The organism is Kribbella steppae, from assembly GCF_004342025.1.
Classification (GTDB): Bacteria; Actinomycetota; Actinomycetes; order Propionibacteriales; family Kribbellaceae; genus Kribbella; species Kribbella steppae.
In genome coordinates this window covers 128,684-139,780 of sequence record NZ_SLWN01000012.1, presented here as the reverse complement: position 1 = coordinate 139,780, position 11,097 = coordinate 128,684, and the positions used below count along the sequence as shown (strand labels likewise).

The 11,097-nt window shown below is 69.9% G+C and carries 10 protein-coding genes; 3 read left to right on the top strand and 7 right to left on the bottom strand.

Annotated features, from left to right (window positions below; genetic code table 11):
* Positions 1 to 53: 53 nt before the first annotated feature.
* From EV652_RS31540 to EV652_RS31525, 4 genes are all read right to left on the bottom strand, one after another.
* Positions 54 to 707 (bottom strand): response regulator, encoded by a 654-nt coding sequence (locus tag EV652_RS31540; RefSeq protein ID WP_132212928.1) that lies wholly within the window; start codon positions 705 to 707, stop codon positions 54 to 56.
* A 64-nt stretch (positions 708 to 771) separates the two neighbouring features.
* Positions 772 to 1,335, bottom strand: coding sequence for a flavodoxin family protein (locus EV652_RS31535; protein ID WP_199238493.1), 564 nt, complete (start codon positions 1,333 to 1,335; stop codon positions 772 to 774).
* Between the two features lie 2 nt (positions 1,336 to 1,337).
* Positions 1,338 to 3,023 carry a SulP family inorganic anion transporter gene (locus EV652_RS31530; RefSeq protein ID WP_132212927.1) on the bottom strand — a complete coding sequence of 562 codons (1,686 nt, stop codon included), beginning with the start codon at positions 3,021 to 3,023 and terminating at the stop codon, positions 1,338 to 1,340.
* A gap of 182 nt (positions 3,024 to 3,205) precedes the next feature.
* Complete coding sequence (locus tag EV652_RS31525; protein WP_132212926.1) at positions 3,206 to 3,757, bottom strand: hypothetical protein; 552 nt, start codon at positions 3,755 to 3,757, stop codon at positions 3,206 to 3,208.
* A 213-nt stretch (positions 3,758 to 3,970) separates the two neighbouring features.
* Between EV652_RS31525 and EV652_RS31520 the strand changes: the two genes are divergently transcribed.
* Positions 3,971 to 4,171: a nitroreductase family protein gene (locus EV652_RS31520; RefSeq protein WP_132212925.1), complete on the top strand. Its 201-nt coding sequence runs from the start codon at positions 3,971 to 3,973 to the stop codon at positions 4,169 to 4,171.
* On the opposite strand, the gene EV652_RS31515 is transcribed toward EV652_RS31520, so the two are convergent.
* The 3 genes from EV652_RS31515 to EV652_RS31505 are packed head-to-tail and all read right to left on the bottom strand — an operon-like array spanning position 4,111 to position 8,555.
* Positions 4,111 to 5,073: an Acg family FMN-binding oxidoreductase gene (locus EV652_RS31515; RefSeq protein ID WP_132212924.1), complete on the bottom strand. Its 963-nt coding sequence runs from the start codon at positions 5,071 to 5,073 to the stop codon at positions 4,111 to 4,113. The genes EV652_RS31520 and EV652_RS31515 overlap by 61 nt on opposite strands.
* A gap of 39 nt (positions 5,074 to 5,112) precedes the next feature.
* Positions 5,113 to 7,848, bottom strand: a complete 2,736-nt coding sequence (locus tag EV652_RS31510; RefSeq protein WP_132212923.1) for a bifunctional acetate--CoA ligase family protein/GNAT family N-acetyltransferase — start codon at positions 7,846 to 7,848, stop codon at positions 5,113 to 5,115.
* Positions 7,845 to 8,555 (bottom strand): PEP/pyruvate-binding domain-containing protein, encoded by a 711-nt coding sequence (locus EV652_RS31505; protein ID WP_132212922.1) that lies wholly within the window; start codon positions 8,553 to 8,555, stop codon positions 7,845 to 7,847. The genes EV652_RS31510 and EV652_RS31505 overlap by 4 nt, the downstream gene beginning before the upstream one ends.
* Positions 8,556 to 8,783: 228 nt before the next feature.
* Between EV652_RS31505 and EV652_RS31500 the strand changes: the two genes are divergently transcribed.
* Positions 8,784 to 9,227, top strand: a complete 444-nt coding sequence (locus EV652_RS31500) for a pyridoxamine 5'-phosphate oxidase family protein (protein ID WP_132212921.1) — start codon at positions 8,784 to 8,786, stop codon at positions 9,225 to 9,227.
* A 51-nt stretch (positions 9,228 to 9,278) separates the two neighbouring features.
* The gene (locus EV652_RS31495) at positions 9,279 to 11,039 is read left to right on the top strand and encodes a sensor histidine kinase (RefSeq protein ID WP_132212920.1); all 1,761 of its coding nucleotides are present in this window, start codon (positions 9,279 to 9,281) and stop codon (positions 11,037 to 11,039) included.
* Positions 11,040 to 11,097: the final 58 nt, after the last annotated feature.

Here is an 11,097-nt window from a genome sequence, read left to right as displayed (position 1 = left end):
CCCGGGCTCCTCCGTCCGGACTGGGGTCCCACGCACCGGGACCAGAGGGTAGGTCAGCGCGGCCGGCGCTTGGTGCGCTCGACGGCGTACACGGCGGCCTCGGTGCGGCGCTCCATGTCGAGCTTGCGGAGCAGCCCCGAGACGTAGTTCTTGACCGTCTTCTCGGCCAGGAACATGGATTGCGCGATCTGCCGGTTGGTCTTGCCCTCGGCGATCTCGTCGAGGATCTTGCGTTCCTGCTCGGTCAGCGACTTGTAGCGCGGATCGTCCTCCTCGTCGGCCGGGTGCCGCAACCGTTCCAGCACGGCGGTCGTCATCGCCGGGTCGAGCAACGACTCCCCCGTGGCCAGGCGTCGTACGGCGCCGACCAGGTCGGTCCCGCTGACCTGCTTCAGCAGGTAGCCGGACGCGCCGGCCATGATCGCGGTGAAGAGGGCTTCGTCATCGGAGAACGAGGTCAGCATCAGGCACGCCGGCGGATCGTCCATCGCCGAACGGATCTCCCGGCAGACCGTGATGCCGTCCCCGTCCGGCAGGCGTACGTCGAGGACGGCGACGTCCGGCCGCAGCGCGGGAACCCGCGCGATCGCCTGAGCCGCGGTGCCGGCGTCGCCGACGACCTCGATATCGGGTTCACCTTCGAGAAGCTGCCGCAACCCGAGCCGGACGACCTCGTGGTCGTCCAGCAGGAACACCTTGATCGTCATGTGAGCCTCGCTCCCGGATCAGCTGTCTCTGTCAGGTTAGCCCTCTGCCGCGTGCCGGAGCCGGTCATCGGTCGATGTCGTGCTTGCGGAGGCGTGCCTGGGCGGACGCCGAGCGGAGTTCAGCGCCGAGGTCCACACCCCATTGCCGCGCCCGCGCGAGCTCCTGCTCCTCGATCGGGCCGGTGGTGTCGTCGACGTAGAAGCTCATGGGTGCCGTCAGCTGCCTGAAGTCGCGCCGGCGCAACATCTTGGCCGCCGACCGCGCGGCCGAACCAGGCAGCCGCCGGACCTTCGTGATGCGGGTGTCGAACGTCGCGGTCAGCGTCGACCTGGTGCTGTGCGGCAACTCCTCGAGCCACTCCCGGATCCCGGTCTCCACCGGCATCACCACCTCGTCCTGGTGGGCGGCGTCCGCGCGGGTCGACGGCCGGCTCATGCTGAAGGCGTGGGTCGGCCCGCCGACGACGAGCAGCCCGACATCCGCGGGGATCTCGGCCGGTGCCCGGTCGACGCGAACCAGGTCAGTGTCGCTGGCGGTCGTCAGTCCGTCGCGGATCGCGGCCGCGACCTTCCAGGTGTTACCGAACATCGACTCGTAGACGACGAGCGCACGTGGTGTCTCGGACATGGTCAGCTCCTTGTTTCGGTGGGGTCCGCCGTACGGTCCCGGAAGGCCTGTACGGCGGTTGGTAGCGTGAAGAACACGTGGTCGCGGCCGAGCCGGTCGAGGAAGCCGGCGGCTGCTAGGTCGTCGGAGAGGTCCTGCTTGACCCGGGCCATCGCCAGCACGATGCCGCGCTCGTCGAGCTCGTGCCGCAACGCGTCCAGCGCGTCGATCGCGGTGATGTCGATCTCGACGTTCGCCTCGGCGTTGAGCAGCAGCCAGCGCACCGGCGGCTCGGCGGTGTCGACCGCCGCCAGCGCGCGGCGACGGAAGTCCTCCGCATTGGCGAAGAACAGCGGTGAGTCGTAGCGATAGACGACCAGGCCGGGAACCGGCCGGGCGTCCGGATAGTCGTCGACGTCGTGCATGCCCGCGACGCCTGGCACGATCCCGAGAATCCCGTCATGCGGCCGGGCGACCCGCCGCAGCACGTCGAGGACCGACAACGCGATCGCGAGCAGGACGCCGTACAGGACATCGAGCAGGACGACGCCGGCGGTGGTGGCCAGTGCGATCAGGAACTCGGTACGGCGGAACGCGGCGAACCGGCGGAACTCGGCGAGATCGATCAGCCGGAGGGCGGCGAAGACGACCAGAGCGCCTAGCGCGGCGGTCGGGAACGCGGACAACAGGCGTCCGGCGAACAGCAGCGTCATGATCACGCAGGCGACGGCCACCAGCGAGTAGACCTGGCTCTTCGCTCCGGAGGCGTCGGCGACCGCGGTCCGGCTTCCGCTGCTGCTGATCGGGAAGCCCCGCATCAGGCCGGCGGACAGGTTGCCGACGCCCAGCGCCAGAAACTCCTGATTCGCGTCGATCCGTTCATGCCGTCGCAACGCGAACGAGCGCCCGGTCAGGACCGTGTCGGTGTAGCCGACCAACGCCACGCCCAGCGCCGGCAGCAAGAGCAGCCGGAGATCGTCGGTGGCCACCTGCGGAAGCTCGGGAACAGGGATGCCGGACGGCACTGCCCCGACCAGCTTCACGCCCTGCGCATCCAGACCGCTGATCCAGACCACGATCGACGCCAGCGTCACCATGATCAGCGGCCCGGGTAACCGCGGCATCCACCGCGCGGCAGCCAGCAACAGGGTCAGGGCAGCCACCGACAGCAGGACCGTCGCGGGGTGCCAGGAGCTGATCTGCCGGAGCGCCGAGCCGATCTCGGCGAGCGGCGAGCGACCGGTCACCCGGACACCGGTCAGCTTGCCCAGTTGGCCGGTGATCATGATGATCGCGATACCGGCCATGTACCCGACCAGGACCGGTTTCGACAGCAGATCCGCGAGGAACCCCAGCCTGGCCAGCCAAGCGACGATGCAGATCACGCCGACAAGCAGCGCCAGCACGGCGGCGAGGGTCGCGAACCGGGCCGGATCGCCGGCAGCCAGCGGGCCGATCGCCGCGGCGGTCATCAGCGCGGTCGTTGATTCCGGCCCGAGGGAGAGCAGCCGGGACGATCCGAGCAGGAAGTAGACCAGCAGCGGGCCGATCACCGTCCACAGGCCGGCGACAGCCGGCAGGCCGGCCAACTGAGCGTAGGCCATCGCTTGCGGCACCAAGTACGCCGCCACCGTGACACCTGCGAGCACATCCGAGCCGAGCCACCCGGCCCGGTAGTGGCGGAGTGCGGTCAACCCGGTGGCAGCCATGTCAGTACGTCGCGACGACGCGCAGACCTGCGGCCGAGCTGTCCACCTCGACAACGACAGGTCCACTCCATACCCAGGTCTTCATCTCATGCCTCCACGGATCTCGTTGCTGTGCCGTGCGGCCGATGAGATCGGCCGCACGGCACCTCTCGCTGCACCTGCGCACGCCCCTCACGCGCGGTTCAGCGGAGCCAGGGGTAGCGGTGGACGATGTCGAGCCTGCCCCACTGCCGGCCGAAGCCCCACACGTTGCCAGCAGCAACCAGAGCCAGGACCACGAGGGTGATCGCGCCGAGGATGTGGTCGTCCAGCACCGGGTTGGTCTCCGGGGGCAGGGCGGCGGTCCACATCAGTACGTACAGCAGGCTGCCTGCCGCCGCGGCGATCCGCATCCCGATGCCCAGCGTCAGCGCCAGGCCGATCCCGGCCAGGCCGGCCATGAACAGCGGGGTGACCCACCAGTCACCGACCAGCGACTGGTAGACGTCCGCGAACGGGCCGGTGGTGCCTTTGCCCAGGAATCCGGCAGTCGGGTCGCCGCCGTCGATCCAGCCTTTGCCGGCCGGGGTGGCGTAACCGAAACCGAAGACCTTGTCCACGAATGCCCACAAGAAGGTGAACCCGAAGGCGATCCGCAGCACCGCGAGTGCACGGCCTGCCGCGGTCGTGATCCGGCCACCGTCGGGTGCGAGCACCGGTGCCGGCATCTGCCGACGGTGCGGGGTGGTTGTCATTGTTCTTGTCCTCTCCGATTGTTCGTATGCCTTGATCGTCCGACGGCGGAGCCTCGACGGGCAGAGGCCGCGGTCACCGGTCTGAGTGCCGAAGTACCTGTCCGTTCGGGACCGTTGCCCGCAGCGCCGGGGGCCCTCGCCGGGTCAAGCTGAGTCGACGGCACGACGCCGTCACTCACAGCACTTCACGGGGCCGGTTCGAGGAGGTCTCCGATGCTGGACCACAGCCTGTCGGCGGAACAGATCGACGTACTGCTCAACGCGGCGATCGCCGCGCCGAGCATGCACAACACGCAGCCCTGGCGATTCGGGGTGAGCGGTCGCGTCATGACCGATCAGACCGCCTCGCAGGCTCAGTCGAGGAGTACGTCGGCGATCGGGCGGCGCGGGGTCGGCGGGACGGGCGGACCGTAGCCGACCCGGATGATGGCCTGCGGGCTCCACCACGGGCCCAGCGGATCGTTGATGAGCCATCGCAGCTCGTCGTGCTCGATCGCCTGGTTGAGCAGGGATGTCGACAGCCCCTGGGCGGTCGCCTCCAGGAGAACTCGCTCCAGCGCCTGACCGGCGTGGAGCCAGTCCGCCCGGCTGTCGTGCCGGGTCGAGAGCACCGCCAGCTGGGGCGCTTGCTCAAAGTTCGCAGGCTCCCGGTTCTCGTCCGCGGGATCGGCCGCCAGATCCCTGACCGGTGATCTTCCGCATGCGCCCCACGGACCCAGCGCGCTCCATGGCACACCGTCAGCAACCCGCGCGCCGCCGACCCAACGGCGTCGCTCCGCGGTCCGGGCCGGATCCTGGTCGTCGAGGACACCGGCATCATCGCTTGCCAGTTGCAACCATTCGCGGCGGGTCGGCGCGGCCGGCCACTCGAGCTCGGCACCCTCCAACCGCGCCGCCAGCCCCAGCAGCTCCCGGACCTCCTTCAGCACCCGGCGGTCGGCGTACGGCTGCCGGTTGGTCCTGCGCACCTCCAGGTACGGCGCCAGCAGCCGCAACTGCTCGGTCTCCGGACCAGCCGTCATCAGCTCGATCTCGGCCACGAGGTCAGGACGAGCACGATCGAGCACGTACCTGACGTCGGCGCCGTACCCGAGCCGGGCGGCGGCGACCCGGAGGTTCAGCACCGCGGCGCCGAGGGACAGATACAGCATCCGCCGATCCGGATCCTCGGCCGGCAGCTCGCGTTCCGGGTCGCGATGTACCTCGACCACCCGGTCGTGGAAGCGGAACTTCCACGGCTGGGTGTTGTGCACCGACGGCGCAGCGACCGCTGCCCGAAGCAGCTCGTCGCACGCGCTCCTCGCCGGCGCCTTCATGACATTTCCTCCTCCGTCGAGACGATCCACGGGGCCCGCTCAGCGCAGGCGACGTGCGTACCAATCGGGAGTCGGGGCAGCGGGCGTGAGATGCAGCTTGATGTCGACCGCGAAGGCTCCGGACGGAGCAGCCCGCAGCGGGTTGATGTCGAGCTCCGCGATCTGCGGCACCGTCTCGCACAGCCAGGCGACCCGGTGGAGTACGTCGAGTACGGCCGCCTCGTCGGCGGGGTCCGCGCCCCGGTAACCGGCCAGCAACGGCGCACAGCGCAACGACCGCACCATCTCGGCGGCGTCGAGATCCGTGAGCGGCAGACCGCGCCACCGACGATCGGCCATCAGATCCGTCAGGACTCCCCCGCTGCCGGCCATCACGATCGGTCCGAACAGCGGGTCGCGAACCATGCCGATGACCAGCTCCGTCCCGGCCGGCGCCATCGCCTGGACGACGACGTGCCCATCACCTGTCGCCGCGGCGATCTCGTCGTACGCCGCCTCTGCCGCCTGCTCGTCGACCAACCCGACCCGGACTCCGCCGACATCGGTCTTGTGGACGACTCCCTCGGCAGCGGTCTTGAGCACGACCGGGTAGCCGACCACCTGTGCAGTGGCCAGCGCTTCCTTCCGGGTAGACGCCTGGACGGCATCCACCACAGGGATCCCCGCGCATTGCAGCAGTTGTTCTGCGTGCTGCGGATCGATCCAGCCACCGTCCGGCCGGCCTTGCAGGAACCGGCTGACGACCGTTCGCGCTGCCTCGGCGTCGACCCGATCCAGCACTGGTACGACGCCCTGCGGTCGTGCCCGCCAGGCGGCGTACCGAACGGCGTGGGCGAGCGCACGAACGGCGCTCTCCGGGAACGGGAAGACCGGCAGCGACGCTCCGTCCGTCAGCTGCACCTGCGGTTCGGCATGGGGCGCTCCGATGCAGTTGACCACGATCGGCAGCTCCGCTCCGGCGGATGCCGACGCGATCGCGGCGTAGGTCTCGGCGACGTTGCCGGCCCGGGTTGCCGCGTAGCAGACCAGCACCGAGTCCGCCTCGCCGCTGTCCAGGACGATGCGGAGCGCGCGCTCCATGGTTCGCGGCGAAGCCGCGGCGCCGAGATCGACCGGGTTGCCTGCGCCGACCGCACCGGTGGCTTCGGTCAGCTCCTGCTGAGTGGCCGCGCTGAGTTCGGGGACTTCGAGGCCGAGCCGTGCGGCGGCGTCGGCCGCGAGCACACCCGCGCCGCCGGCATTGCCGATCACAGCCAGCCGGTTGCCCTTCGGCAGCGGGCGACCCGCCAACACTCGAGCGGTGTCGACAAGCTCCTCGACCGTCTCCATCCGCAGTACGCCGGACTGCGCGAAGAGCGCGTCGACCGCGGTGTCCGGGGTTGCCGCGGCCGCGGTGTGCGACGCGCCGGCTCGCCGACCGCCGGTCGAGCGACCGCCCTTCACCACCAGCACTGGCTTCGTCCGGCCCACCAGCCGGGCCAGCCGGCCGAACTTCACCGGGTTGCCGAACGACTCCAGGTAGAGCCCGATCACGTCCGTGCGCGGATCGTTCCACCAGTGCAGCAGCAGATCGTTGCCGCTGACATCGACCTTGTTACCGAGCGAAGCGAACTCGGAGATGCCGAGACCGGCCCGGCCGGCCTGGTCCAGCACCGCGATGCCGACCGCACCGGACTGCGCGGCCAGCGCCAGCGATCCCGGTGCCGGGGTCAGGTCCGCGAAGGTCGCGTTCAGCGCAACCTCGGGCGCGGTGTTGACGATGCCGAGACAGTTCGGCCCGATCAAGCGGATACTGTGCCGGCGGGCGATCGCGAGGATCTCCTGCTGCGCGCCGTCCGCCCCGAGTTCGGAGAAGCCTGAGGTGAGGATGACCGCGCCGGTGACGCCCTGGTGACCACACTCGGCGAGAACACTCGCGACCTGTGCGGCTGGGACCGCGATGACCGCGAGGTCCACTGATCCCGGCACCGCCAGGATCGACGGGTACGCCGTGACGCCGGCGACCTGGCCGGCCTTCGGATTCACGGCGTACAGCCGGCCCTGATAGCTGCCGGCCAGACTGCGGAGCACCTCGTGGCCGATTCCGCCCGGCGTTCGGCCGGCGCCGATCACGGCGACGGACTCGGGTGAGAACAACGGTCGCAGCGAGCGGTCCTCGGCGCGGCGTTCGCGTTCGGCCATCCGGTCCAGAGTCTGAACGGAGTACGACGTGTCGAGGGACAGCTCGACGACGCCGCTGTCGAAGCGGTGCACCAGTTCGAACCCCGAGGCGGTGAAGACCCGCAGCATCGGCGCGTTCTCGGCCAGGGTGTCGGCGTGCAGCCGGCTGATACCGGCCTCGCGCGCGACGGCGGCCAACTGCTCGAGCAGCAGCGTTCCGATCCCCCGGCCGTGCACCGCGTCGTCCAGCAGGAACGCCATCTCGGCCTCGCCGGGACGCAGCAGTTCGTAGCTGGCCACACCGACGACCTGGCCCGCGGTCTCCGCGACCAGCGCCTGATGCCCTGGGCTGGCGGTGGCCAGATGATGTGCGTGCTCGTCGGCCCCGTGCCGGTTGAGGCTGAAGAACCGCAGGTACACGGATCGGTCCGAGATCCGATGATTCAACGCCTTCAGCTCGACCTCGTCATCGGGCCGGATCGGCCGGATCCGGACCACCGATCCGTCCGCGGCCAGGGCGTCCCACCCGGCGTCGGGGAGCGCCGGGTGGGACGCAGACCCCGCTGCAACGGGGTCATGGCCCGGGCCGATTGCGCCATTGCCCAGGCCAGTCATCTCGCTCCTTGGTGCCTGAGGTGATTGCGCTCGGCGGCGACCGCCCAGGCGGCCAGTCGGAGGAGTTCGGAGTTGTCGAGGACGTAGCCGGCGCAGTCGCCGGGAGTCGGAGCGAAGGCACTCGGGACGACGGTGTCGGCAGCGGCGGCTCGCTCGATTCCGACTGACACCGCCACATCGAGCTGGCTCACGCCACGGTCCTCGCGATCGTTGATCGCCCAGTCCGCGAACGGCGCCGCGAAGCATCGCCGGCAGGCGGCCAGCAGATCGTGTGTCGTGTCGACGTCCTCGAACAGGTCGCGATACGGGACACCGGAAGGACCGATACTGCGTACCGACACGACGGTGCCGTCTCCGCCGAGACGGGCATAGCCGGCCGCGATCGCGTCCGCCACGGTAGCCGGAAGCTCTGCATCCGCGAACGCCGTCCGGATAGCGGCACCAACGGCGGTCAGGTCCCGGCCGTCGCGCCACCGGCGAAGCTCGCTCGCGATGTAGGGCCGCAACCGGGCCGACCGGACGAACTCACGGTAGGCGGCCGCGGTGACGGCGAATCCGGTCGAGCCTCTGGCGTCTCCGCGCGACGGCATCATTCCGACCCTCGTGACCCGCGCCCCGTCGATCTGGACGCTCGTGTTCGCCTTCTGCTGTTTCACCGACACCAGACGCGCCGGTCGGTTCAGCCAGGTGATGCTGGACTGGTTCATGCCACCCTCCCGGTCGCTGTGCCGAGGCGTCGTACAGACGCCTTACGACTCCATTCCATCTCCTGGCTGCCGAGGCCCCCAGGGCCAAAGGTCCTCGATCAGCCTTGCCACCCGACCGCCACGAAGGGCGCTCTCGGGGTCGTGGGTCCTTCGGGGTCGGGCCTTCCGGCTCTGCTCGGGTTTCGGTCGGCTGGTGTTCTCTGGTGATGTGCGACGAGGAGGCATCAGATGATCAGCACAGCGCGACGATTCGATGACACCGGACTGGAGGTGCTCAGCCCGGTGGAGTGTCTGCGGCTGCTGCGGACCGTGCCCTTCGGCCGGCTGGTGTTCACCGAGGGTGGGCTGCCCGCCGTACGCCTGGTCAACTTCTTCGTCGACGGCGACACACTCGTGTACTCCACCGCGTCCGGTGAGAAACTCCGGGCCGCCCAGCGCGGCGACGTGGTCGCCTTCGAGGTCGACGACGTCGATCTCGAACGGCACCTGGGCTGGACCGCGACCGCGGTCGGCCACCTCTCCGTCGTACCCGACGACGAACGGCCAGAGGTCCTGCGCACGATCCCGCTGCACTCGTGGGCACCGCACAGCGACAAGTACCTGATCCGGCTCGGCCTGGAGTCGCTCACCGGCCGCCGGTTGGTCGCCTGGGGACAGCGTCACGCACAGTAAGCGGACCGAAGGGCAACGCCCGAGCGGGTTCCCACCGGTACCGTGTGAGCCATGGCTGGAAGTGCCGACAGGCCGCTGGGGACATGGGATGAGGGCGCACTGGAGTTCGCCGGACTGTCGCGGGTGCGGCTGGACGCGCTGCTCCAGGAACTGCTCGCCCGGGTCGACGAGATCATGGACTCGCAGGAGCGGCTCCGTGCCCTCCTGGACGCCGTCGTCGGCATCGGCACCGACCTGGACCTGACCAGCACGCTCGACCGCATCGTCACCGCCGCCTGCGAACTCGCCGGTTCCCGGTACGGCGCTCTGGGAGTGGTCGGCCACGACGGCAAGCGCCTGGTCCGGTTCATCACCCACGGTGTCACCGAGGAGGAGATCGCCGCGATCGGCCCCTATCCCGAAGGCCACGGCATCCTCGGCCTGCTGATCGAGTACCCCGAGCCGATCCGCCTCACCGACCTCGCCGAACACCCCAGTTCGTTCGGGTTCCCACCCAACCACCCACCGATGAAGTCGTTCCTCGGCGTACCGATCCGGACCCGCGACCATGCGTTCGGCAACCTCTACCTGACCGAGAAGGCCGGCGGCGCCGCCTTCACCGAGGACGACGAGCGGACCGTCAGCGCGCTCGCCGCGGCAGCGGGTGTCGTGATCGACAACGCCCGTCTGTACGCCGACACCGAACGCCGGCGCCGCTGGCACGAGGTCACCGCTGAGATCACCCAGCTGATGCTCGGCGAATTCGATCCCGAGGACGCACTGCAGCTGATCGCCCGGCGTGCCCGCGAGGTGTCCGGGTCCGCAGTCGGCGCGCTCATGCTCGTCGAGGACAACGAGCTGGTGATCGTCGCGGTCGACGGGCCGCCCGCCTTCCAGGCCCACCTCGGCCGCCACCTCCCCAGCGATCTCCCGATCATCGGCGACGCACTGGCCGGTGACCAGCAGATCGTCGTGGAGGAACTCGCTGAGCTGATCAAGGAGCTCGGCGGCGTGACCGATGCACCGGAGCTCGAATCGCTCGGCCGGGCGATCATCGCCCCGCTGCCACCAGGTACGCGCAGCACCGGCGGGCTGCTCGTCGTAGCCGCCGAGCGCGGCGCCCTCCACGAGGTCACGGTCGGGGCGGACCTGGTCCGCATGTTCGCCATCCAGGCGACGCTGGCGCTCGAGCGCGTCCAGGCACAACAAGATCGCTCCACCCTGGCTGTGCTCGAGGACCGCGACCGGATCGCCCGCGACCTGCACGACCTCGTCATCCAGCGGCTGTTCGCCACCGGGCTCCAGCTGCAGGGCATGCACCGGATGGTCCGCCCCGACGTCCAGGAGCGGATCGGCCGGGCCGTCAACGACATCGACACCACGATCCGGGATCTGCGGGCCGCGATCTTCGAACTGCACCACCAGCCGGACCAGAGTTCGCTGCGCGCCGATGTCCAGGCCTTGGTCGCCGACTACGCCGAACCACTGGGGTTCCGGCCGCAGCTGACCTGCACCGGCCCACTCGACTCCGCCGTACCGACCGCAGTCCGGCCGCAGATCCTCGCCGCGATCCGCGAATCGCTGTCCAACGTGGTGCGACACGCGCAGGCCACCGAGGTCGCCGTCGAGGTGGCCGTGACCGCGCACGAGGTGATTGCCCGGGTGGCCGACAACGGGATCGGCATGGACAGCACGACCACCAACCGGCAGAGCGGCCTGCGGAACCTTCGCGAGCGCGCCGAAGCCCTGGGCGGCGCCGTACAGCTGTCGGCCAACGACCCGCACGGCACGGTGCTGGAGCTCCGCGCTCCACTCACCGCCTCCGCCGACTGATCCACTCACCACCTCCCCCGCTGACCGCCCCACCGCGCTGCCGGAGCAAGGTCGTTGG

Coding starts and splice junctions, on each gene's coding strand:
- EV652_RS31500 (WP_132212921.1), top strand. CDS start 8,784: ATGATCAGCACAGCGCGACGATTCGATGACACCGGACTGGAGGTGCTC.
- EV652_RS31530 (WP_132212927.1), bottom strand. CDS start 3,023: ATGGCTGCCACCGGGTTGACCGCACTCCGCCACTACCGGGCCGGGTGG.
- EV652_RS31535 (WP_199238493.1), bottom strand. CDS start 1,335: ATGTCCGAGACACCACGTGCGCTCGTCGTCTACGAGTCGATGTTCGGT.
- EV652_RS31525 (WP_132212926.1), bottom strand. CDS start 3,757: ATGACAACCACCCCGCACCGTCGGCAGATGCCGGCACCGGTGCTCGCA.
- EV652_RS31515 (WP_132212924.1), bottom strand. CDS start 5,073: ATGAAGGCGCCGGCGAGGAGCGCGTGCGACGAGCTGCTTCGGGCAGCG.
- EV652_RS31505 (WP_132212922.1), bottom strand. CDS start 8,555: ATGAACCAGTCCAGCATCACCTGGCTGAACCGACCGGCGCGTCTGGTG.
- EV652_RS31540 (WP_132212928.1), bottom strand. CDS start 707: ATGACGATCAAGGTGTTCCTGCTGGACGACCACGAGGTCGTCCGGCTC.
- EV652_RS31520 (WP_132212925.1), top strand. CDS start 3,971: ATGCTGGACCACAGCCTGTCGGCGGAACAGATCGACGTACTGCTCAAC.
- EV652_RS31510 (WP_132212923.1), bottom strand. CDS start 7,848: ATGACTGGCCTGGGCAATGGCGCAATCGGCCCGGGCCATGACCCCGTT.
- EV652_RS31495 (WP_132212920.1), top strand. CDS start 9,279: ATGGCTGGAAGTGCCGACAGGCCGCTGGGGACATGGGATGAGGGCGCA.